The sequence below is a fragment of the Vreelandella olivaria genome, from assembly GCF_023507745.1.
Taxonomy (GTDB): domain Bacteria; phylum Pseudomonadota; class Gammaproteobacteria; order Pseudomonadales; family Halomonadaceae; genus Vreelandella; species Vreelandella olivaria_A.
In genome coordinates this window covers 105,042-126,431 of sequence record NZ_JALPZO010000172.1, presented here as the reverse complement: position 1 = coordinate 126,431, position 21,390 = coordinate 105,042, and the positions used below count along the sequence as shown (strand labels likewise).

The window sequence follows — 21,390 nt, the reverse complement described above, 5'->3', positions numbered from 1 at the left end:
TTGGTATCGTTATTTGCTACTTTTTGCTCGATGAGTACAGGAGGCTTATGTGTCCCAAGCCGATTCGTTAATCGATACACTAAAGCGTCAACTGCGAGTCCAGGGTAAAACCTACGCGGATGTTGCCCAGTGGCTGAGGTTGAGTGAAGCTTCCGTGAAACGCCTATTCGCCGACAAGCACTTTACCTTGGCACGGTTGGAGTGCATCTGTGATCAGCTCAATATTGAATTCGCTGAGCTTGTGCAGGCCATGCAGTCGCAGGAGCAACGCTTACAGGAGCTAACCCAGGCCCAGGAGCAGATCATCATTGATGATAGGGAGCTGTTTTTGGTTGCTGTTTGCGTTATCAATGGTTATAGCTTCGACGAAATTCACCACCAGTACCAGTTGAGTGAGGCAGAATGCACTCGCCAATTGCTCAAACTGGAGCGGCTCAAACTGATTGAGCTGCTGCCAGGTAACCGCATCCGGCGGCGCGTGGCGGCCAATTTCCGCTGGCGCCCAGGTGGTCCGATCCAGCGTTTCTTTCAGCAGTATATCGCTAACGATTTTTTCCACTCACGCTTTGATAGTGACAGTGAAAAGCTGATTGTACTGAATGGCTTACTATCCCATGCGGGTAATGAAGAGTGGCAGCAGACGATGCAGCGGCTGGCCAAAGAGTTTCATGCCTTATGTGAGCGGGAAAGCGGGTTACCTATCCACAAGCGCTTTGGCACCACGTCAGTGCTGGCAGTGCGCCAGTGGCAATACGAGCTGTTTCAAGATTATATGCGAGGGCTCAAAAGCAGGACTAATGGAATTAAATAGAGGTGCCACTAAAGAGAGCTGCTTCATGCTCTAGCCACTCTATAAAACGGTTAGCCGCAGGTGGTATTACCCCCTCATTAGGCAGAATTAGGTCGTAAGAAAATGGCAAGGTGAGAGGAAACCGACTACCAAAAGGGCGCACCAAAACACCGCTCTCCAGTCGGTCAGCGATGAGAGGGTAGCTGGCCAGCACAACACCTTGCCCGGCAATGGCCTGATCAAGTGCCAAACTGTAGAGCGAGTATTGGCGTTGGCTGGGCATCTTTTTCATCATTACTCCTGTGCTTTTAAACCAGTCGCTCCAGCCGGGAAAGGAACGGCTTGAATGAGGACTCCAATTTACGGTGAGTAGTGTTTGTGCCAGCAAATCTCTAGGTAACGTTACATTTTCTTTGGTGAGTAGTGAGGGGGAGCAAACGGGAAACAGGGTGTCGTCGAATAGGCGCACACTGTTAGCGTCAGGCCAAGGCCCCTCGCCGTAGCGTAGCGATAGCCGTGCCCGATTTGTTTGCCAATACGGTGGTGTCAAACGTGCTTCAGCATCTAAAGATATTTCTATTTGCTGCTCATTGGCTTCAAAGCTTGTGAGGCGAGGTAGTAGCCAAAGCTGTAGGAATGAAGGCGGTGCGCTGATCAGCAAACGAAAGGTGTCTTCTGAGCGTTCAGTCGCTTGCTGGACGCCGCTGGCGATACGTAGAAGGCCAGCTTGCACATCGTCAGCCAGTAACCGACCAGCATCGGTAACACATACCCCATTGGCATGACGATCAAAGAGTATCACCCCTAAGTGCTCTTCCAACTGTTTGACTTGTCGGCTAACCGCTCCAGGCGTCACGCTTAGACGATAAGCGGCGGCTTTGAAGCTGTTCTCTCTCGCCGCTTCGGCAAACGCCCGGAGTGCATTAAGCGGTAGCCTTTCAATTCTCATAGAGTGATTTTTCCTGAGTCTAGGGCTGATAAGTAATCATTTGTACGAGAGTTTTCATCCTGCTGCAATGGGCCTCTCAACGTCATAGGGGCTCACAATGAATCATCAAAGCAGTACAACGGCAGGCTATGAGCGTAAATCTGTCGATACAACTGCTGCATCATTAATGCTCATATTTTGTCTGGTACTAGGTTTTCAGCAAGTGGCTATTAAGGGAGTAGCTGAGGATATCTCACCTCTGGCTCAGGTCGCTTTACGTTCATTTGTCGCTGGTGGATTAGCTATACCATTGGTGTATATGCGAGGAATTCGCTGGCAAGATGTTCATCTGAACTGGCGGCCAGGGGCTCTGGTGGGTTTGGGTTTTACTTGCGAATTTGCGTTGGTGGCATGGGGGCTGACTTATACGCATGCCTCACATATGTCGGTGTTTCTCTATACCGCCCCCATCTTCGCAGCTCTTGGGCTGCATCTATGGGTGCCCGGTGAGCAGCTCTCAACTCGTCAATGGTGGGGAGTTGGGTTGGCATTTATGGGTATGGTGATTGCCATGGCGCCAAACGGTTCGCATGGCATCGATATTATCATCGGTGATGTATTAGGCTTGCTCGCGGGTCTCTCATGGGCGGCCACGACTATAGTGATCCGCAAAACCTCCCTTTCGGAGGCTCCACCGGAACTCACTTTGAGCTACCAGCTGATTTTAACTGCACTTTTACTAGTACCGATGGCGGCCATATCAGGCCAGTTAATAAGCGCTCAATTTACCCCCATGGCTGTTGCTAGCCTCGGCTTTCAGGCGTTAATTATTTCGTTTGGTGCCCTGCTGCTTTGGTTCACATTACTGCGGCGCTATCGTGCTTCTCAGCTAGGAGTGTTCTCTTTTTTGGCACCACTTTTCGGTGTTCTTTTTGGTACCCTATTTCTCAGCGAGCCACTGAGCGTGGGTTTTCTAATAGGCGGTAGCGTCATTTTAGTAGGAATAGTATTGGTGACGCGTTAATCGAATGGTTTGCCCATGGCATTCACTCTCCGACTTACTTCTGAATAACAGGACTTACGAGCCTAATTATTGTATGAGTACTGCGCTTTTTCGAGCATTGGCATGTCCACCAGGACGTCAGTGTTGGCAGTACGCTAGTGACAATACGAACTGTTTCAAGATTATATACGGCGACTCAGGGTAAGAGGAGAGAACGATAAGTCGTATAGTGAAGCGATCATCAAGGATGGTGATCGCCTACGGCTAAATAAAGGGGGAAGAAGCAACGGCGGTGTACGGTTGGTTAGTCCTGACTACTCTTGCTAAGAAAGTTCTTGTACTGGGTTGGGGGCGTTCTATTTAGGATGATATGTTTTGCGATAGCTCAAGATCCTCTTTGACCCATAGTTGGCAGGCCAGCCGATAGCCTTGCTCTAGTTTTGTCCCCAGCATTTTTTTCTCTTTCCAATTAGGCGCTGGTAATGTTTCTCCTCCTTTAATAATCAGACACATGCATTTGGAACATTTGCCCATTCCGCAACCATAGCTTAGGTGTGGGTAAGGAAATTGTCGTATTCCTGCACGCACTACCAAGTTGGTCTCTGGCTGTATCTCTCCCTGGTGTGTTTCACCATTTTTATGGATCGTAATCAGTGGCATTGAAGTCACCTGAAAGTTATAAGATAAAAGTTAATGGCTCCATGGTATACCATGAGCCATTAGTGTGATTGTGTCAACTTGTCGCTATTAAAGTGATGCTGCGAGCTTGGGCCGCTCCTTGGAACAGAAACGGATGGACAGCGACCCACAAGGAGCATGTGACTGGCCAGGCAGCGACGGCCTGGACTCCCGCATATGGCTCTACATCAATAGGATGGCTAGGCAGGTCGCTGCGACTACGCCGGTTAGGACGGGCACCACGTTACGGCGTACCAGTTCGGCGGGGCTGACGCCTGCGATTCCCGCGTCTGCGGCAACTCCAAAAGCCCAGGCGGCGAGTGTTCCACCACCAGCGAAAATGGCGGTTACCTGGCCAAGTGCTGCCAGCACGGCAATATTGACGCCTGCGCCGGTACCCAGTGCTCCAGAGAGTGAGCCTACCAAAGGTAAGCCAGAAAAGCCGGATCCATCCATACCGGTCAGTAAGCCGATAAATGCCATGCCGAAGGCCAGAAGGAAGACATTACCTTCAATGAAATAGCCTATGTTATGACCAATGTCGAACAGGTAGCCTGGTGCAGTACTACCGATGACGACTTCAGAATGTGCTGGATGACCCAGCAGAAAAAAACCAGCAATGGGGATAATGGGAGCAAATATTTTGATCGCAAAGAAGAAGCCTTCTCGTGTGAAGTGGCTGATCCCATCGAGTGCTTTGTGGCCCTGCGAGGCGAAAGAAGACAGAACCAGCAATACGGTAGCCGTACCACCCAACAGGGCGGTGGCGTTTCCGCCACGAATCGCCTGGTCTGGTAGAAGCAGGGCACGGTAAATCATCAGTCCTGCGATACCGAGCAGTATGGTAGGGACAGCGATAGCAAACAACTTTGCGTAAGGGTTAGGTGTAGGCTCTTCTGAGAGGGTGGCCGGATGGGTGGCGGCAGCACCAGCAGATTTGGGAACAAACACCTGGTCGCCAGTGGAGGCTTGAATACGGCCGCAACTCATATCACGTTTGAGCTTTAGGAAGCCAATGGTGACTGCGATGATGCCGACGGTAAATGAGAATAGAAGGGTATATGGGATCAGCTCGGTGGTTTCGATACCAGCTGCACCCGCCGTTAGACGGCTGGCACCTTGAATGATTGGGTCAGCAGACAGTGCCATGCCATGTCCGAACAGATTGACAGCCATTGCGGCACCAATAGCAGGCAGACCGACCTGCATGGCGACAGGAATGAGTACGGTCCCCACCAGGGCAACGGCAGGCGTCGGCCAGAAAAAAGCGGCAGCGATGTACATTGTAATGCCAAGTACGAAGAAGGCGCTCCATGGGCTAATCATTAGCTTTTTCATAGGAGCAATCATCATTCGGTCCGCACCCATGCTTTGTAATGATTTCAGCATGGCCACCATGAGGGCGATAACCAGCATGATGTCAAAGAGTTCATTGCCGGCATTTAGCAGTGCCCTAAAAACGACCTGAATCGCAAAAATGGTTTGGTTCAGCAGGCCTTCTTGAGGAGCATCCGCCAGGAGGCCCAGAATGAGAATGCCCAGAATGGATGGAATAATAACGCCTTTCCTAAAGCCGATTGAGATGAATATTGCCAGGATGACAAGTAGGAATATCCAGTGCGATGCAGTGAGTTGTACCAGTTCTATTTGATCCATGGTGCACCTTGTCTAGTCATGAGGTCTTGATTGTCAGAAGTGGTTTATTGGTGCTGGAGCGTGTTTGGAAGGGCAGTGCATGTGATATCCCCCAGGAACACATTTATCTGTCTTTATTGTCATCGTCGTTGCATGACCAACCCCCTTGAGCATCGCTGAGCGTGAGTGGAGGCCTGCCGGTCACGAGGATGTCGCTTGCGTAGGCTGCTACAGTGGCAGGAAGCTTGAATTGGCTGACAGGTGTTTAATCGGGCAGGTAATAAGCGAGACAGGCGTGGCGGCATTGCGGTTGCGCGCGGGCGATATGGATACGAGCAAATGGCATCGCCACGGGAGGAACATACGTGATTGGTGACTTTGTGGTGTACCAAAGACGATGTTTTTACTCTATTTTTTCCCTCTTTGAACATCTCAACAGAGGTGAAGCTGTAGGGGTAGGCTTCATGGTTCATTGCGATTTAACACCCGCTCTTAATCATTTTCATCAGTAAGAACACTGATATATCAGTGTGTTATATGAGCGGCGGATAGTCGTTTTTATTATTTAAAATCGATTGTTTGACTAGGATATGCCCAGCCGAGAGGATTCGTCAATATAGGTATACCAAATTCCATAAATCGAAATGGATGAGGCGCAACTGCCTCGTTTTGATAACTTGTGGGTGTAGACAGGGTTTGAGTGGCGTCGTGCATGCCCACATTCAGAGCTTTACATAATCAGTAGATGTGAGCTAGTGTTGGATTGTTGGTATACCAAAAGCCATTTTGGTTGATCGACTATGTGGTTGATAAGCTTGGTTGCTGCCCTCAAAGGGCTAGCCGGAAAAGGGCTTACATGACCTTGGTGCTTACTGTTATGAGGAGTGTGTTCGATGACCAGGGTAGCCCCTTGCTATCTGCTAACCGAAATGACCTGGCCTGAGGTTCAGCAGGCGCTCGAAACAGTCAAAATGGCCATTGTCCCAGTGGGGGCACACGAGCAGCATGGCCCTCACATGAATGAGAGTTGTGACGCTGTTCTGGCAACGGAGATGGCGAAACGGCTTGCGGGGCGGCTTTATCCCCGAGTGTTGGTGACGCCGACCGTCAATATGGGGGTTTCACCGCATCACCTGAACTTTCCCGGCACCATCAGCCTTCGGCCGGAAACGTTGATGGCGGTATTGTACGATATGGTGACGTCGTTAAAGCATCACGGCATTGAGAAGGTTTTGTTTCTTAATGGCCATGGCGGCAACCAGTCCACACTGGGACTCGCGTGTGCCACTCTTTACCAGGAATTGGAAGTGGAGTGCTACTACGCAAAAACCACAGCAGCGGCAAAGAAGTCCATGCAGGCTTACATTCACTCGACACTTTATGGACATAGTTGTGAGCGAGAAGTCTCGGAAGCTTTGTATCTGGCCCCAACGCTCGTTCGACGGGATAAGCTGGTGAAGGGGGATATCGTCGAGGGTGGTCGCTGGCAAGGCCTGCGTCCGGGCAACCCCGTTCAGGGGTTTTATCGCTATGAAGAGATGACTCGTAATGGCTGCATAGGTGATGCCACCCAAGCCAGTTTCTCGATTGGGGAAGCTATCGTGGAAGAGGCGTTAGATGGATTGGTTAAGTCTGTGAATGATTTGCTTGGTGCAGCGGAATAGTAAGTTTTTATTGTCAAGGGATAAATGTGTGTGGCGTAAAACGTAGAGGGTACCTAACCATAGAGGAGAGTTGGCAATGTATATAATTATGACCAGTAAATTCGATGAGTATGATGCGTTACCTGACCAGGGGATACGGCCAGTCGAGTCGTATGAATATTACTTCTATGAACGTAAGAAGGCGTATTTCACCATTGCTAAGGTAGAAGAGAACGCGCTGGAAGAGCGGGTGAGTATCGTTGAGGTGGGGGACAAAGGTACTACCAATCGTGTGAGGCTTAAATTCTTCGAGCGCTTTGATACGCTTGAAGAAGCTCGTAAGGAACTGAATCAACTCGTTACGTTTGGGACGATTGATACGCGTCTGGAGAAGTGTGCCTGACAGCAGTTGGATGCTCTGAAGAATGTGCAGGCTGGTTTCTTTGACTACATTTGGTTCCTGGTGCACCAAATGTAGTCAGCATGGTATGATGATAACCAAATTTATCCCGCCTATGGTCATCGCCAAGGAAGCTTCCCATGCCTGGACTCTGGAGCCAACAGGACTTGTCCCCGATTCGTGATAAGGTCTATACCTATTTGAAAGATGCGATTTTGCGTGGTGAGTACAAGCCAGGAGATCGTTTGATAGAGCGGGTGCTTGCTGAGAAACTTAATATTAGTCGCACACCTATCCGCGAAGCGCTTTTTCGCTTGGAAACCCAGCGTTTTGTACGAACGGTTCCGCGTAAAGGAGTGGTGGTTAATGAAATTCCCCAGTCCGAGATACTGGAGGTTTTCATGATCCTTTCTTCGCTTGAATCGTTGGCAGCCAGGTTGGCTGCCCAGAAAATCAATGGCGATATTGTAGCTGAAATAGATCAGTTGATGGTTGAGATGGAAACTGCTCAGCTTAATGGTGATGTTGAGGATGCCGTTGAGCTGAACGTCAAATACAATGATCTCATCGGACGGGCGGCAGGAAACCCTAAGTTGCATGAGATGCTGGTCGATTTAAAGGATTATGTGCGTGCCTTTTCCAATCTGAGTAGTGGTTTGCCTGGGCGTACAAAAGAGGCGCTACGGGAGCACCGCGATATCCTCGGCGCTATCCGCAATGGTGAAGAGGACTTGGCGGTTAGCTTTACTCAGATACACCTTGAAAAGTCACGCAAGGCTTATATGAGTCGTTCGCAGGTGTAATTTAATTGGCATACTTGACACCCGGTAATAGGTTGGCTAGTTTGTCGATAAATACTGTGGTATACCAGATGCCTAAAAATTCTAGCTGCCTGGGTGCTCACGAAACTTAGTGACGGGAAAAGAACTTGTCATTGTAATAATTGTGATTGCAATGGCGGTTACGAAAATGGATAGGTTGGTGCAGGGATCGTACGGTTTAACTTCTTACGAGACGATTCCGTCATGACAACGCTGGGCGATCTAAAGCAGGACATCATCAAAGAGTACAATGATACTAACTACCGTATCTTTGGGATTGGTGTCGTGCGGCAGAAAGTGGATATTCAGGGGGAGCGGATTCTCATTATGGCTGTGCACCGTCGGGTCCCCTCCCTGGGTTATTTAAGTCAATTGAATAGCAACGTTAGTGAATTGGCAGATCACTATCTAATCAAGGGGTTTAAGCAGGAGTTTAAGCAGCGGCTGGTTGAGAAGTATGCTTTCGAGGTGGTGTCCATTCTAAAGGATTACGATCCGGATGCTGAGCTTTCCGCCACGCTGATAATAATGAAAAAGGATGTGCGTGATTACCTCTAGCTTAGCGAGAAATATCTCGTTATTGAGATGGAGCATAATACGCAAATCTTTGGAGCACGTTGACTGGTGATATGAACTCACCCTGAAAGGGGGGAGTGCTCAATGACCGTCAGTGCAGCCTTGGGCTTTCGCCTAGGGTTGTGCTGGCGGTTTTTTTTGTCCCAGAGGAAGAAACCAATGACAACCGTCTCTGACATCGTCAACGCACTAAGCGCCATTACTGGTGGTAGAACTGTCTCATCCATGGATGAGGTAAAACGTGGGGATCACCCCTTTGTGATCATGAAGTCATCGGGTATTTACGGTAAGGAGGTATTGGAAATACCTGGATTGATTTATGGCAATCCGGGCAGGGAGGTAAAGAAACTAGCTGTCTGTATGACGATGACTGAAGTGGTCATTGAACTGGCGGGGGCCACGCAAGTGGACGCTATTGTTGCGCATCATCCTATCGCGGATGCTGCCAGTTGTGGTGGCGTCACCCTGAAAAACTATCTGGATCTTTATGACATCGCTGGTTTGGAGTGCCATGAGGCATTTCATGGCCTGCATCCTGGAATTCCGTATTTGCATGGCCATAAGATACAAAAAGGTAGCATCTCTTATGGTGGTGTACATGGCAATATTATGTATATCGGCAACACATTGCCTGGTATCGAAACATTGGGAGATATTCTGGATCGCCTTGATAGCTTCATGGCGCTGGACCAGGATCGAGCGCTACTGGATGCTGAGCGACAGTTAAGAGGTATTTTCTCTATCTGTGAAACCAGTGTCGAAACGCATGGCTTTATTCATCTTGGTACACGTGAGAGCCAAGTGGAACAGATATTACATTTTTTCCCGCATACCGGCTTCTCTTCAGATGATATGCGGCGAGCCATCGCAGAAAACCCATATGTTGATACTGTGTTGGCATCAATCAGTCGAGTTTATGAGGGTCACCCGCTGGTTGAAACGGCTAGAGAGTTGGGTCTCAATTTCATGGTTGGCAATTGCCATGTCATGGAGATACTGGAAAACGGGTTGCCATTGGCACATGCCCTTGATGAGTTGCTCGAAGGTGTTGAGGTTGTGCTGTTTCGGGACCGAGTCACTTCTACGCCCGTAAGACAGGTCGGTTCCCCAACAATGCAGATATATGCACAGGAAATGGCTGCTAGTCACCTGTTGGGCAAACATGCACTGAGCGATGTTTAAAGCATACTCAACCCTCTTCCAGGAGTTACTCATGAAAACATCACTTTCCGACCCCCAAGCCGGGGAAAAAACACTGTCTATTGCCAAGCGTGCTTGGAGACGTATTGAGATAGTGGGGCTAGTACTACTTGGTATCTGCCTTTTATTTTTGCTGTTTTCCCCTACCAGTTTGGCTGGTCTTTTTAATGCTATTATCGACTCGGTACGCCCAGTCGTGGTGGATGTCTTCCTGACAGGGGTGGTGGGTACCGCCATTATCGTCAGTGTTATTATTGGTCGGCTGTTGGAGCGATTGGGGTTCACTGATGCGCTAATGCGTATCTTTGTGCCTGCAATGAAGCTATTTAAGGTTAACCCGGCGGTTATTATTCCTAGTATTTATAATATCTTTGGCGATATTAACGCAGCAGGAAAAATCTCCGGGCCGATCCTCAAACGGGCAGGTGCAACAAAAGACGAGCAGAAACTGGCTGTCGCCACGATGGTACAGTCCCAGCAATCCTTCTCTACTTTCATGCTTGGGTTGATGGCGTTGGCTTTTGCAGGAGTTAACGTCTTCATTGTGGTGCTGTTGGCTGTGTTCCTGCCTTTGCTAATTGGCCCTTTTTTACTCTCGAAGTTGGTCTATCGCGATGTACGCCATGTGGATATTGGTCAGTTGCCAGCCTTTACCCCAGACCGGGAATTTATCCCGACCCTGTTTAGGGCTGCTCGGGAGGGGGTGGAGTTGTTATTGCTGATTTTAATTCCAGCGGTGGCGCTCGTTTTTGCGGTGATTGGTGTGCTGGATTACATAGGCGTTTGGGCGCCGGTTGAGTCGGGCTTGGGATGGGTCATGCTCCATCTTAATATTCATCCTGAAACCGGCGTATTATCGGTTCTGGTAAGCCCAACACTGGCGATGGGGCAGTTGCAGTCCATTGCTAGTGAAATAGATCCGTCGCTGGTGGTTGGCTCTTTTGTGTTGGCTTCATCAGGTCTGCCGTTATCCGCTATCTTTGGGCAAGTGCCCGTTGTCTGGTCGGAAAGTTCGGACTTAACCGAGCGTGAAGCGATGGGGGCCGCCGTGCTTGGAATTCTCATGCGCGTTATAACCGCTTTCCTGATTGCCTTCTTCGTGACCCCATTTGTAGTGTAGTTATTGTGCAGATGACTTTCTGCTGATAGCTTTTGAAAATAGTTATAACGTAGTTAAAAAGCGCCCTCTCTTTTTTAAAGAGAGGGCGCTTTTCGTACCATGTTGCTTCTTTGTTTATACCCGCTGTGATGTATATGCCGATAGTAGAGCTAAGGGAAGGTTAGCTGAATATCATCGGAGAGGTTAATTGGCGCAGAGAGCTGAGAATGCTCATTGCGACGATATACCCTGTTTTGGGGTTGCCGGGCGAAGGGGTATTTTGCACTTCAATACGCACTTCTCCGGATACCCCTTGAGCAGAAACCTCATGAATGTTCTTCTCAATGGTTGGGTCGACCAGAACGCGCACGGTGGTGGATTCGAAACCGATTCCTGCAAGGCTGAGCGCGGCTGAAACGTTGACGCTTTCGGGGAAGAGGCGTGACGATTCACGAGCATTACCCTCGAATACCAGCGTTGGCTCGCTAATCGTATCCAGATTGAGGATTTCTTCCGCAAAGGTACCTCGCCAAGCCTTAACAGGCTTGCGTGTCGTTAGTGTGATGCTGTCCACGTGGCCCAGGGTGGCTGCGGATAGACGGTCAAGGCCTGCAATGGCCGCTGAGGGAATGATCACCCGTTTGCCTTGCTGTCGGGCTATTTCAAGAGTGTCATTGAGTAGGGCCTGGTCACTAAAAGCGCCGACCGACACAACCATGACATCGCAGCCTTTCGACAAAGCGTGACTGGTGTAATGCCGTACGGCATCATGTCCGGCTGTTTCGATAACAACATCCAGGCCCGCATTGAAAAATGCATCGATACTGTCGGTTAATGTACCCGCAGGTAGCTCAGTGCCCGAATAGCGGTGGCTATTACGCACCAGTACCGCTGTAAGCTGGCAGTCGCCAGCATTTCCTGCCAGAATTCCCTTGGCCACATCACGGCCTGCGGTACCGTAGCCAATCAGCCCTGCCCGGATCTGGCGCTTTGCCGTTTTGTTCATGCGCGTGTCTCCCAGGAGACTTTAACATTCCCCTTGAGGAATGTTTGGCAGGCGAGTCGATATCCCTGTGCTAACTCATCCTCGCTGAGTAACTTTTGCTCTTTCTTCTTAATGCTATCGGTATGTTCACGGCCCTCTTCAACGCGACACTTGCAGGTGCCGCATAAGCCTCCGCCGCATTTAAAAGGGATGCCTCCCTGCTCGCGGAGTGAGACACGCAGCAGGTTGGAGTCCTCCGGGGCGCTAACGGTCTTGTTATTATTGGTGATGAAAGTGATATCCAGCATAGCGATACACCTTAGGCAGTGGCTTAGGCCACGCTGCCATCAAGTTCGTGAGTGAAGTTGAAACTGTCGGCGAAAATACGTTCGACGTTGATGCCGCGTAGGGGTAATTCCCGCTTGGCGGCAGCGATCATCGGGGGCGGTCCACAAAGGTAGGCATCGAATTGGCTTAGGTCGTCGTGATTGCGGCATACAGCTTCATGGACAAAACCGCGTGCACCTTGCCACTGTCCATCAGCCTCTGAGAGCACGGGAATGTAGTGGAAATTAGTGAGTTCACGAGCCCACTGGCACAGCAACTCATCCAGGTATAGGTCCTCGGCGCGACGGACCCCCCAGTACAGCATGATGCGGGGCGTAGGCGGAGTACTTCGCAATGACTCAATAATACTTTTGATTGGAGCGAGCCCTGTACCGCCTGCAATCATCAGGAGGTCGCGGGAACTTTGTGCGTCATAGCGAAAATTACCCAGGGGAAGCTCTACATCCAGTGTGTCTCCGATGTGGTAATGACTCTCCAGTCGGCTGGTAAAGAACCCTCCTGGCACACGACGAATGTGCAAGTTGAAGAGATCACCCTTCGGTGGTGAGGCCATCGAGAAGCTACGAGGTGAGCCATCATCCAGCATGATATTGAGGTACTGGCCAGGGTGAAAACTTACCTCGGCAGCGGTAGGAATACGCAATATCAAATGAATGACATCATGGCTGAGCTTTTCGATTTGAGCGATGGTCGCGACGTGATAATCGGCAGGAATAAAACCTTCAGGGCGTAACTGTGCACTGATAGTAAGATCACTTTGTGGCATCGCCTGGCAGGCCAGTGCATATCCCTGCCCGCGCTCTTCTTCGGTTAGTCCGAAAGGAGGTTCTTCGTAGCTTACCTGGCCACTCAGCAGTTTAATGCGGCAGGCACCACAGCCGCCGAAGCGGCAGTCATGCATTAGCTGTAGGCCGGCACGCTCAGCAGCAATCAGTATCGGCTCGTTGGGCTGAACATCAAACGTATCGGAGGTTTCTGAAAGCGTTATGGAATAGGTCATGACGGCCTCCTTGGCACCTCAATATCAGAAGTGCCGAATGCTTATATGTCGAAGTTGGCTTCTCGTTGGATCAACGAAAGCGAAGGCCAGCGCCTTCGCTTGGTCCCGCTTACTTTTTAATGTCCGCCTGAACGACGACTTCGTGACCACTGTTGCGCAAGTGATCCTGCAGGGCTTGTAAAGCAGCCAGACCTGCTTGAGTGTCTTGTTCTCCATTACCGCCACTCAAGCCAACGCCACCTACCACTTCGCCATCAACCACGATGGGGAAGCCGCCAACGAAAACGGCAAATTTTCCTTCAAAACTCCATTGGATACCGAAAGCTTCGTTACCTGGTAGAGCCGGGCCATTGGGGGGGGTGTTGAATAGGTGGGTAGAGCGCTTGTGGCCCGCAGCCGTAAATGCTTTGTTCCAGGCGATCTGAGGGCCGGTAACCCGTGCGCCGTCCATGCGTTCCAAGGCGAGGGGATAGCCACCTTCATCGACAATGCAGATGCTCTCCAGCACATTGATTTCTTCAGAGCGCTTTTTGGCCGCTTCGACCATTAATTTAGCTTCTTCGAGTTCCAGTCGGAAAAACGTTTTCATGATTCACCTTGAAATTATCGTCAGGGGGAGGGGGTCAGTAACCTAGATATATGGTTTTGGTTTGGGTGAAAAAGTCGAGACCGGCGCGTCCAGATTCTCGGAAAGTCGATGTGCTTGATTGCTTGAGGCCTCCGAACGGGGCGTTCACCAGGTTGCCCGTCGTTGTGCGATTAATCTTGACGGTTCCGGACTGAATCTCGCTTGGAAAGCGTTGTATATACTCGAGGTTCTGAGTCGCAAGGGCCGCGGATAGGCCATACATAGAGTCATTGGCCTTGGCGATGGCGTCTTCATACCCATCAACCTCGATAATGGCTACGACCGGCCCAAATATCTCTTCGCGAGCAATGCGCATCTGCTGGGTCACATCGCTGAAAATGGCTGGAGAAACAAAGTATCCGTTGTCATACCCTTCACCTGTAAGGTGTTCTCCGCCATGGATATGCGCGGCTTCGCGTTTGCCAATGTCGATATAACGCAATACCGTATCAAGCTGTTGTCGGGTGGCAAGAGGGCCGATCTGAGTGCTTTGCGCCAGCCCGTTGCCAATCTTCAATTCCTTGACCTTGGCAACCAGGCGTTCCAGATAATCCGTTTTGACCGATTTTTCGATTAGCACGCGGCTGGTCCCTGTGCATGCTTGGCCAGTTAGGGAAAAGCCACCTTTGATCGTCAGGTCGACAGCCTGGTCGAGATTGGCATCGGCGAGCACGATAAGAGGATTTTTGCCCCCTAGTTCCATCTGTGTGCGTGTGCTCATGGCGGCTGCTTGCTGAATGGCTTCGCCTGCCTGGGTCGATCCGGTAAAGGAGATGGCCTTGATGGCAGTATGGGTAGTGAGTTCTTGCCCCAGAGCGGATGCGCTGCCCGTGATGAAATTGAAAACGCCTTTTGGTACGCCAGCGTGGTGAAGTGCTTCGGCAAGACGGTAAGCAATTAAAGGGGCGTCTGATGAGGGCTTAAAGACAACGGTGTTGCCGGTAATTAAAGCAGGGGCAATTTTTCGGGCAGGTATCGAGATTGGAAAATTCCACGGGGTAATGATGGACGCAACGCCCAGCGGCTCACGCTGGGTGTATACCGTCATTTTTGCATCATCCTGGGGAAAGGTTTCGCCAGTAATCGTCAGGCCTTCAACAGCGTAAAAGCGCAGCGTTTGGGCTGAGCGTGCAATTTCGTCGCGGCTATTGCTTAACAGCTTGCCCTCTTCTCGCGTCAGCTCTTCGGCAAAGGCCTCAATGTTTTCTTCCAGGTAATCTGCAGCGCCGTTGAGCACTTTGGCTCGCTTGGAAATAGGCGTTGCCCGCCAGCCTGAAAATGCACTGTCAGCCGCTTCAATCGCGAGGCGGGCATCATCGGCGGAGGAGGCCTGAAAGTTGCCCAGCAGTTCATCGTGTTCGGCTGGGTTGCGATTTTCAAAGGTCTGGCCTGTGGTGCTGGCAGCCCATTGGCCATCAATGTAATTGAGAAACAACGGGGTAGGATTCAAAGTGCTCACCTCATCAGGTCACTGGTACTCGTCAACCTGCCGCTCCTCTGCAGGAGGGGCAGGCATGATGGTTCATGGGTGTCTGGAGTTCAGGCAGCCATATCCAGCTCGGTGATGGGGAGATCGCTTGCAACGTAGTCATAGTAAAGCGCGGTGGTATAGAGCAAACGCATCTGGGCGCCAATTTCACATATGCGCAAGCAACGCTGTTGCAGCTCGACAGTGTCAGCATGTTCGAGCACGATCTGATAGCCGCGCTCACCATGGATCTCGTCGGAAACAATGTGCAGATCAAAGAATTCGACTTCCTCGTCAGTGAAGCCGTACTTCTCGCGAAGGGTTGGGGTTTGTCTGCGATAAATGGAAGGCACTTGTGATTCCAGGCCAACAACGAGTGCCGCGACCGCAACAACGGGATGTTCGCGCATGGCTATGGCATAGCACCAGCTCTGCAGCCCCCGCGTAGTTGGCGACATATTGTCAGGGTTTTCGACGCGCTCACGCGTAGTACCGCACGCCTCAGCAAAGCGGATCAGCAAGTCAGTATGGCGATCACCGCCAAGCTCTTCCTCGTACATGTTCTGAAGTAGAAAATCCTTGGCTTCCGTATAGGTTTCGGGCGTATTGGCGTAAATATAGGCCAGATAATCGGCAAAGGGGCCTACATAGTGATAATGATTTTCCGCCCAGCGGGAAAGATGCTCTCTGGATAGCTTGCCACTTGCCCAGGCGATGCTGAAAGGGGCTTTATTGGCACTTTTGCCTTTGATGGCTTCCTCTAGTGCAGTGCGGAAATCGTCTCGATTCATTAACTGAGTCATTGGGGAGTCTCCTGCGGTCGACTGTTTGGATTGGTAGTCGTGGTTGCTGTTGTTGGTGGAACAAAGTGTGAGGGCCGGTTACAGCATAAGCGCACCCTCTCTTTATGGTTCTTGGTATACCAAGAACCGTTTTTTGAGATTAGCTTTGAAGGCTTGTCAGTGTCAAGGCGTTTCCTGAGAGAATCAGTTCAGATGCTTGTTTGTCGTCGTTGGTATGATGTTTTTTTCTTTAAATACAGATAATTATTATTAAAATATATGTTTTGGTTTTTAGAGTGATACGTATGTTGTAATAATAAAGTGGTGGGATTTTTGGTATTCTGTATATGGTGTTTCTATCGTGTTGCTGGGAAGCACATCACTGATGTATGAAGAGTGTGTCGGTGATACGTCGTATGTTCATTGCCATACCAAGCTGATATGGAATACCTGTTAAACTGTGCCATAGGCCTACAGTGAATGTCGTAATAGGCACTGTAACGGCTGTCCCTGAGCCGGGGCTGTCTTGTCAGGTGCCTGGAAATGCCCGATTCGCAGATCTTCTGGATGGGGTGGCACGACCTGTCAACCACTATGTAGGATGGCTCTGCTTGTATCTGAGGCGCTGTACTATCTCAGTTGATGAGGTTAATTTTGATGAGGTGCGTTCTTCAGTTTTATTGCTGTTACCCTGGTAAGATAACCAATTCTTTATTTTGAGCCGCATTGATTGCGGTACTAACCCGCATCCTCACTCCTGCATGAATCATCTATGAGTAACATCCCGTTTCAAGCACTGGCATGCCCATTAGATGGGAAGCCACTCAAGTTAATGGGCGGTGCCTTGTGTTGTGTGAATGGGCATGGTTTTGATATTGCCAAGCAAGGCTACGTCAACCTGCTACCCGTGCAACATAAGCGTTCACACGATCCAGGCGATAGTAAGACGATGGTGGCTGCCCGCCAGCGGTTTTTAAATAGCGGGCATTATCAGCCCATTGCTGCGTTGGTGAGACGTGCAATTAGCCAGCACCGCGATATCCTTGCTGTGCAGCAAGCGCAGTACAGTTGTTTGGACGCAGGGTGCGGTGAGGGTTATTACCTGCGGCAGTTGGTGCAGGCAGTTTCTGGTGTGCACTCGCTTGCGCTGATGGGGCTGGATATTTCCAAGTGGGCGGTTTTGTCAGCAGCCAAACAGGAGAGGCAATTAGCGCCCGAGCAAACGCATCAGGCAAGCTGGGTAGTCGGCAGTAATGCGCACCTACCGGTTCAGTCGCGAGCGCTAGACAGTGTGCTGTGCATGTTTGGGTTTCCTGTGTATAGCGAGTTTTCCCGCGTGTTGAAGGAGGGAGGCTTACTGCTTCAGGTGGAAGCAGGGCCGAATCACTTGCGGCAGCTAAGGGAAGTGATCTATCCAGCCTTAAAGCCAGAGCGTTCAGGTGGGCTGGCAGTGCCCGAGGGCTTTGGGTATCAGTATACTGAGACGTTATGCTACGAGTTGCAGCTTGAAGGAAAGGGGATGATTAGTGATTTATTGGCTATGACGCCACATCTGTACCGTGCCACTGCCGATGGGCGTGCGCGTGCAGAAGCTTTGGAGGAATTAACTCTGACGGTGGATGTGCGTTTGACTGCGTGGCAGCGTGTTTGAGACTGAAAGGGCAAAATGCAACAAGACCCGCATAAGCGGGCCTTGTTATTGGGCCTGGAAAGGCCCGAGCAAATACTTAACCTAAGGGTTAGGAGATTTGCTTGATGTTAGAAGCCTGGAGGCCTTTCTTACCCTGGGTAACGTCGAAGGAGACGTTAGCGCCTTCTTGAAGGGTTTTGAAGCCGTCAGACTGAATTTCGGAGAAGTGAGCAAACAGATCGTCGCCACCGTCAGAAGGAGCAATAAAGCCGAAACCTTTGGTGTCGTTAAACCATTTAACTGTGCCAGTTGCCATGTGTAGATCCTTTCGCGCTAATGCGCCGTAATAAAATTCCTGGTATTACCCAGATGAAGTAGTGGGTGAAACAAGGAATACAATATCAGGCTGCCGAAAAAGATCGTACGCTTCTGAAACCATGCTGCTTGCTTTCCAACTGACACTACATTGTCATGCTTCTGGGCTTAGGTCAAAGCCTTTTACATTTTTTTTCTGAGTGCGGCGGATGGCGGGTTGAACTCTGTCGCCATCGGCCGACCATTCAGTGTGCTGTTAGCGTGAATGACATTTGGGGAATGGGGCGCTGGGGCTGTGGTGAAATTAGCGAATACCATCATTAGACTGCAACAGATAATTGAGTATTTGACACCACTAAAGGAGTGGCTAGTATTGAGCATACAAGGGGAGTAGCTTTTCGCTGTGGTGTCGTCATGACGGCTGACCTTAAATGGTCGCCCGGCATCACAGGCAACAGATACTGTTGCAAGCGAGACCTTGCCGAAGGGCAAGGTCTCGTGCGTTCTATCTATTGCAAAAAAGACCTGTGTCCTTCGGACGCGGGTCTTTTTTATTGCCTTGAGATAGGTGGCGCGATGCAAACGATGGGAAATGGATGGTTGTGGGGCATCTTCGCAGCCATTGTATTAGTAATGCTGGCGGTTGATTTGCTTATCTTTAAAGGAGGAGAGCGTCATCGTGTATCGCTAAAAGAAGCCGCCGGGTGGTCTATTGCCTGGGTCTCTGTAGCGGTTCTCTTTGGTATTGGCCTGTGGGTGTATCTGGCCCTGACGGTTGGGCGCGACATTGCTAACGACACGGCACTGAAATTCTTTGCAGGGTATGTGGTTGAGAAATCTTTGGCGGTCGATAACGTATTCGTCTGGATGATGATTTTCAGCTACTTCTGTGTTCCGCTGGAGCTTCAGAGACGCGTGCTGCTGTACGGCATTTTAGGTGCTGTTTTTTTACGTACCATAATGATTCTTATGGGAAGTTGGATTATTTCGGACTTCCACTGGATTCTTTACGTCTTTGGCGTCTTTCTGGTGTTTACCGGCATTAAAATGGTGCGCTCAGCGGAGCAGTCGGAGGATTTAGAGCAGAATCCGTTATTAAAATGGATGCGTAACCGGTTCCCGATTACACCGCAGATGGTGGGCGAACGTTTCTTTGTCGTTCAGGATGGGATGCGTATGGTCACGCCTCTTTTCCTGGCTCTGGTACTGGTCGAAATTTCAGATATGATTTTTGCTGTTGATAGTATTCCCACTGTTTTTGCGATTACTACCGACCCCTTTATTGTGCTGACCTCCAACCTGTTTGCCATTCTGGGGTTGCGTGCGATGTACTTTCTATTGGCCGATGTAGGTGACCGTTTCTCACTTTTAAAGTATGGTCTGGCGATGATTCTGGTGTTCATTGGCGTCAAGATGCTGGTAGTGGACTGGATTAAAGTGCCGGTATGGCTCTCGCTAAGTGTCATTGCCTCTATCTTGACTATATCGGTGGTTGCTAGCCTGATACGTGCTCGTAAGCGTGAATGGCTCTCTTGAATCAATCTCCCTGGAGGCGGGTGAGTTTTTCATTCGCTGAGCCCACCCTCCAGTTGTAGTGAGACGCGCCGTAAAGTAAATGGTCGGTGCGATTGATACTGCAGACAGAGCTCCCCCCATCGCGTCGCAAGGGGGGAGCGTAGTTGTTTCATTCAACAGACCGGTATAGCACCATACCGCCGTGATACAGCACATCATCAATGAATTCGCCATCAGCGGTGAAACCGGTGTCATCCCAATATTCTATGTAGTTATCAGTCACCTGATAGCGACCCTGATAAGCGCTTTCACGTTCACCGCGGGCCTCATCATAGCGGTTATTGGGTAAAAGCTCATGACGCACCCGGCCATCTTCAGTGACCCACATGCCAACATAGGGGTGGTCTGCCATAGCGTCGTCTCCGTTATTGTGGGTTGGTTGAGCAGTGGTGGCTGCTGGAAACACCGTGATGATGCCAGCGATCACCAGTGCACGTTGCCAGTAGATGGGAAGCTGAGTCTCTTGCATAAACACCTCTCTCTAGGTATCACGTTCGGCAAACAGCTCGGATAGAACCTGAGATGCAGCAATGGCACGGGGGAAGCCAGCAGGTACCGTGATCATATAGATCACTTCCTTAAGCTCTTCCTCGCTAACGCCAATGTTAAGTGCGTAACCCGCATGGACACGCATCATGCCAACCTCGCCCAGGGCGGCCATCACCGCTACTGCTGTCAGTTGGCGTGTCCGGTCATCAAGGCCAGAACGACTCCAGACATCGCCAAGAGCATAAGCTTCCGTGGCTTCGGCGAGAAAAGGGAACTCTTCGCGCATTGCTTCCAGGTTTGGTTGGTCTGCACCTTGATTAAGATTGCGAATTACTTCTGCTCCTCGCTCGCTGCGGGCTTCTGTCGTCGTTGCCTGTGCAGCAAACGGAAATAGTGCGCAGGCAAGCGTCAGGAAGGGCAATAAAGCCATTTGACGTTTCATTATTTACTCCGCGGAGTCGTTGCTAAAAACATGGGCAAGAATTAGTTGCTCGCTGTGGGTCGTACCACAATGTCGCTGGTATCAACGTCATCCGGCTGACCGATAACATGCGCGATGGCTGATGCAATGGCCTCGGGTTTGAGAGCAATCTGCCGATAGGTTTCCATCAGTTTGGCCGATTCGGGGTCGGTGATGGTGTTCGCCAGTTCGGACTCCACCACGCCTGGATAGACACAGGTGACGCGGATGTTATTGGTTTCCTGGCGTAATCCATCGGAAATAGCGCGTACGGCATATTTGGTGGCGCAGTAAACGGCAGCGGTAGGCACGACCATAAGGCCGCCAATGGAGGAAATATTGATCACCTGGCCCTTTTCCTGAGCCTGCATGGTGGGTAGAACGGCAGCGATGCCATTGAGAACACCGCGAATATTGACATCAATCATGCGGTTCCACTCGTCAATCTTGAGCGCTGCCAAGGGTGAAAGCGGCATAACACCGGCATTATTGATGATGACATCGATACGGCCATGGGTATTGAGCGCGAAATTGGCAAACGCTTGCATAGCTGCAAGATCAGTAACGTCCAGCGTTTGATAATCCACCGTGCCACCATCGGCACGAATGGCGTGGCTCAATGCCTCCAGCCTATCCGTGCGGCGGGCGCCAATGACCAGCCGGTGGCCTTGCCTTGCTAGCCAGCGGGCAGTGGCCTCGCCAATGCCGCTGCTGGCGCCGGTTAATAAAATGACTTTGGATGTGGATGAATGGGGCATGGGTTAATCCTCCAGAGGGTATGTACCTGGAGAAGATTAGAGGCTGGCTGGCAGTGGCAATAGAGACAATTCTATTGCATGTTTGCCTAATTCTATTTGATGGATGGTTTTAGGTACTGAGTTTCAGCATAAAGCATGTATATTGCTCTTATACCGTAATGACGCATATTGACGGGCTT

23 protein-coding genes are annotated in these 21,390 nt (G+C 50.5%); 10 read left to right on the top strand and 13 right to left on the bottom strand.

Features of this window, described 5'->3' with window-relative positions; genetic code table 11:
• Positions 1-49: 49 nt before the first annotated feature.
• On the top strand, positions 50-811 hold the full coding sequence (locus HP566_RS20630; protein WP_249979178.1) for a helix-turn-helix transcriptional regulator: 762 nt from the start codon (positions 50-52) through the stop codon (positions 809-811).
• Here HP566_RS20630 and HP566_RS20625 read toward each other — a convergent pair.
• The gene (locus HP566_RS20625; protein ID WP_249979177.1) at positions 804-1,739 is read right to left on the bottom strand and encodes a LysR substrate-binding domain-containing protein; all 936 of its coding nucleotides are present in this window, start codon (positions 1,737-1,739) and stop codon (positions 804-806) included. The genes HP566_RS20630 and HP566_RS20625 overlap by 8 nt on opposite strands.
• Before the next feature lie 97 nt (positions 1,740-1,836).
• Between HP566_RS20625 and HP566_RS20620 the strand changes: the two genes are divergently transcribed.
• A complete protein-coding gene (locus HP566_RS20620; RefSeq protein WP_249979176.1) occupies positions 1,837-2,742 on the top strand; it encodes a DMT family transporter in 906 nt (301 codons plus the stop codon).
• A 339-nt stretch (positions 2,743-3,081) separates the two neighbouring features.
• Here HP566_RS20620 and HP566_RS20615 read toward each other — a convergent pair whose 3' ends face one another.
• Both HP566_RS20615 and HP566_RS20610 read right to left on the bottom strand, forming a co-directional pair.
• Complete coding sequence (locus tag HP566_RS20615; protein ID WP_249979175.1) at positions 3,082-3,381, bottom strand: 2Fe-2S iron-sulfur cluster-binding protein; 300 nt, start codon at positions 3,379-3,381, stop codon at positions 3,082-3,084.
• 201 nt (positions 3,382-3,582) lie between these two features.
• A complete protein-coding gene (locus HP566_RS20610) occupies positions 3,583-5,055 on the bottom strand; it encodes a hypothetical protein (protein WP_249979174.1) in 1,473 nt (490 codons plus the stop codon).
• An 872-nt stretch (positions 5,056-5,927) separates the two neighbouring features.
• Here HP566_RS20610 and HP566_RS20605 point away from each other — a divergent pair.
• From HP566_RS20605 to HP566_RS20580, 6 genes are all read left to right on the top strand, one after another.
• Positions 5,928-6,698, top strand: a complete 771-nt coding sequence (locus HP566_RS20605; RefSeq protein WP_249979173.1) for a creatininase family protein — start codon at positions 5,928-5,930, stop codon at positions 6,696-6,698.
• A gap of 76 nt (positions 6,699-6,774) precedes the next feature.
• A complete protein-coding gene (locus HP566_RS20600; protein ID WP_249979172.1) occupies positions 6,775-7,080 on the top strand; it encodes a hypothetical protein in 306 nt (101 codons plus the stop codon).
• Positions 7,081-7,217: 137 nt separating this feature from the next.
• Complete coding sequence (locus HP566_RS20595; RefSeq protein WP_249979171.1) at positions 7,218-7,880, top strand: GntR family transcriptional regulator; 663 nt, start codon at positions 7,218-7,220, stop codon at positions 7,878-7,880.
• Between the two features lie 222 nt (positions 7,881-8,102).
• Positions 8,103-8,456: a Na-translocating system protein MpsC family protein gene (locus HP566_RS20590; protein ID WP_249979170.1), complete on the top strand. Its 354-nt coding sequence runs from the start codon at positions 8,103-8,105 to the stop codon at positions 8,454-8,456.
• A 177-nt stretch (positions 8,457-8,633) separates the two neighbouring features.
• Entirely contained in the window at positions 8,634-9,656 is a 1,023-nt protein-coding gene (locus HP566_RS20585) for a Nif3-like dinuclear metal center hexameric protein (RefSeq protein ID WP_249979169.1), read from the top strand.
• Positions 9,657-9,687: 31 nt separating this feature from the next.
• Complete coding sequence (locus tag HP566_RS20580; RefSeq protein WP_249979168.1) at positions 9,688-10,794, top strand: hypothetical protein; 1,107 nt, start codon at positions 9,688-9,690, stop codon at positions 10,792-10,794.
• A 160-nt stretch (positions 10,795-10,954) separates the two neighbouring features.
• Here HP566_RS20580 and nadX read toward each other — a convergent pair whose 3' ends face one another.
• The 6 genes from nadX to HP566_RS20550 form a co-directional block, all read right to left on the bottom strand.
• Complete coding sequence (gene nadX / locus HP566_RS20575) at positions 10,955-11,779, bottom strand: aspartate dehydrogenase (protein ID WP_249979167.1); 825 nt, start codon at positions 11,777-11,779, stop codon at positions 10,955-10,957.
• Positions 11,776-12,066: a 2Fe-2S iron-sulfur cluster-binding protein gene (locus tag HP566_RS20570; protein WP_249979166.1), complete on the bottom strand. Its 291-nt coding sequence runs from the start codon at positions 12,064-12,066 to the stop codon at positions 11,776-11,778. Before HP566_RS20570 ends, nadX begins: the two co-directional genes overlap by 4 nt.
• Positions 12,067-12,089: 23 nt before the next feature.
• On the bottom strand, positions 12,090-13,106 hold the full coding sequence (locus HP566_RS20565) for a 2Fe-2S iron-sulfur cluster-binding protein (RefSeq protein WP_249979165.1): 1,017 nt from the start codon (positions 13,104-13,106) through the stop codon (positions 12,090-12,092).
• Between the two features lie 109 nt (positions 13,107-13,215).
• Positions 13,216-13,695: a GlcG/HbpS family heme-binding protein gene (locus HP566_RS20560; protein ID WP_249979164.1), complete on the bottom strand. Its 480-nt coding sequence runs from the start codon at positions 13,693-13,695 to the stop codon at positions 13,216-13,218.
• Between the two features lie 34 nt (positions 13,696-13,729).
• Positions 13,730-15,184, bottom strand: coding sequence for an aldehyde dehydrogenase family protein (locus HP566_RS20555; protein ID WP_249979163.1), 1,455 nt, complete (start codon positions 15,182-15,184; stop codon positions 13,730-13,732).
• Positions 15,185-15,273: 89 nt separating this feature from the next.
• The gene (locus HP566_RS20550) at positions 15,274-16,005 is read right to left on the bottom strand and encodes a TenA family transcriptional regulator (RefSeq protein ID WP_249979162.1); all 732 of its coding nucleotides are present in this window, start codon (positions 16,003-16,005) and stop codon (positions 15,274-15,276) included.
• A gap of 751 nt (positions 16,006-16,756) precedes the next feature.
• Between HP566_RS20550 and HP566_RS20545 the strand changes: the two genes are divergently transcribed.
• Positions 16,757-17,635 carry a putative RNA methyltransferase gene (locus HP566_RS20545; protein WP_249979161.1) on the top strand — a complete coding sequence of 293 codons (879 nt, stop codon included), beginning with the start codon at positions 16,757-16,759 and terminating at the stop codon, positions 17,633-17,635.
• A gap of 88 nt (positions 17,636-17,723) precedes the next feature.
• On the opposite strand, the gene HP566_RS20540 is transcribed toward HP566_RS20545, so the two are convergent.
• On the bottom strand, positions 17,724-17,930 hold the full coding sequence (locus HP566_RS20540; RefSeq protein WP_009095703.1) for a cold-shock protein: 207 nt from the start codon (positions 17,928-17,930) through the stop codon (positions 17,724-17,726).
• A gap of 575 nt (positions 17,931-18,505) precedes the next feature.
• Here HP566_RS20540 and HP566_RS20535 point away from each other — a divergent pair.
• The gene (locus HP566_RS20535) at positions 18,506-19,465 is read left to right on the top strand and encodes a TerC family protein (RefSeq protein WP_249979160.1); all 960 of its coding nucleotides are present in this window, start codon (positions 18,506-18,508) and stop codon (positions 19,463-19,465) included.
• A 148-nt stretch (positions 19,466-19,613) separates the two neighbouring features.
• On the opposite strand, the gene HP566_RS20530 is transcribed toward HP566_RS20535, so the two are convergent.
• Genes HP566_RS20530 through HP566_RS20520 form a run of 3 tightly spaced genes read right to left on the bottom strand, consistent with a single transcriptional unit; the run spans position 19,614 to position 21,211 of the window.
• Positions 19,614-19,973, bottom strand: a complete 360-nt coding sequence (locus tag HP566_RS20530; RefSeq protein ID WP_249979159.1) for an Atu4866 domain-containing protein — start codon at positions 19,971-19,973, stop codon at positions 19,614-19,616.
• Positions 19,974-19,985: 12 nt separating this feature from the next.
• Entirely contained in the window at positions 19,986-20,435 is a 450-nt protein-coding gene (locus HP566_RS20525) for a carboxymuconolactone decarboxylase family protein (protein WP_249979158.1), read from the bottom strand.
• A 41-nt stretch (positions 20,436-20,476) separates the two neighbouring features.
• Positions 20,477-21,211, bottom strand: a complete 735-nt coding sequence (locus HP566_RS20520) for an SDR family oxidoreductase (RefSeq protein WP_249979157.1) — start codon at positions 21,209-21,211, stop codon at positions 20,477-20,479.
• Positions 21,212-21,390: the final 179 nt, after the last annotated feature.

Bases quoted from the DNA above. Each gene is read 5' to 3' on its own strand.
- HP566_RS20625 (WP_249979177.1), bottom strand. From the start codon at position 1,739: ATGAGAATTGAAAGGCTACCGCTTAATGCACTCCGGGCGTTTGCCGAA.
- HP566_RS20620 (WP_249979176.1), top strand. From the start codon at position 1,837: ATGAATCATCAAAGCAGTACAACGGCAGGCTATGAGCGTAAATCTGTC.
- HP566_RS20615 (WP_249979175.1), bottom strand. From the start codon at position 3,381: ATGCCACTGATTACGATCCATAAAAATGGTGAAACACACCAGGGAGAG.
- HP566_RS20610 (WP_249979174.1), bottom strand. From the start codon at position 5,055: ATGGATCAAATAGAACTGGTACAACTCACTGCATCGCACTGGATATTC.
- HP566_RS20605 (WP_249979173.1), top strand. From the start codon at position 5,928: ATGACCAGGGTAGCCCCTTGCTATCTGCTAACCGAAATGACCTGGCCT.
- HP566_RS20600 (WP_249979172.1), top strand. From the start codon at position 6,775: ATGTATATAATTATGACCAGTAAATTCGATGAGTATGATGCGTTACCT.
- HP566_RS20595 (WP_249979171.1), top strand. From the start codon at position 7,218: ATGCCTGGACTCTGGAGCCAACAGGACTTGTCCCCGATTCGTGATAAG.
- HP566_RS20590 (WP_249979170.1), top strand. From the start codon at position 8,103: ATGACAACGCTGGGCGATCTAAAGCAGGACATCATCAAAGAGTACAAT.
- HP566_RS20585 (WP_249979169.1), top strand. From the start codon at position 8,634: ATGACAACCGTCTCTGACATCGTCAACGCACTAAGCGCCATTACTGGT.
- HP566_RS20580 (WP_249979168.1), top strand. From the start codon at position 9,688: ATGAAAACATCACTTTCCGACCCCCAAGCCGGGGAAAAAACACTGTCT.
- nadX (WP_249979167.1), bottom strand. From the start codon at position 11,779: ATGAACAAAACGGCAAAGCGCCAGATCCGGGCAGGGCTGATTGGCTAC.
- HP566_RS20570 (WP_249979166.1), bottom strand. From the start codon at position 12,066: ATGCTGGATATCACTTTCATCACCAATAATAACAAGACCGTTAGCGCC.
- HP566_RS20565 (WP_249979165.1), bottom strand. From the start codon at position 13,106: ATGACCTATTCCATAACGCTTTCAGAAACCTCCGATACGTTTGATGTT.
- HP566_RS20560 (WP_249979164.1), bottom strand. From the start codon at position 13,695: ATGAAAACGTTTTTCCGACTGGAACTCGAAGAAGCTAAATTAATGGTC.
- HP566_RS20550 (WP_249979162.1), bottom strand. From the start codon at position 16,005: ATGACTCAGTTAATGAATCGAGACGATTTCCGCACTGCACTAGAGGAA.
- HP566_RS20545 (WP_249979161.1), top strand. From the start codon at position 16,757: ATGAGTAACATCCCGTTTCAAGCACTGGCATGCCCATTAGATGGGAAG.
- HP566_RS20540 (WP_009095703.1), bottom strand. From the start codon at position 17,930: ATGGCAACTGGCACAGTTAAATGGTTTAACGACACCAAAGGTTTCGGC.
- HP566_RS20535 (WP_249979160.1), top strand. From the start codon at position 18,506: ATGCAAACGATGGGAAATGGATGGTTGTGGGGCATCTTCGCAGCCATT.
- HP566_RS20530 (WP_249979159.1), bottom strand. From the start codon at position 19,973: ATGCAAGAGACTCAGCTTCCCATCTACTGGCAACGTGCACTGGTGATC.
- HP566_RS20525 (WP_249979158.1), bottom strand. From the start codon at position 20,435: ATGAAACGTCAAATGGCTTTATTGCCCTTCCTGACGCTTGCCTGCGCA.
- HP566_RS20520 (WP_249979157.1), bottom strand. From the start codon at position 21,211: ATGCCCCATTCATCCACATCCAAAGTCATTTTATTAACCGGCGCCAGC.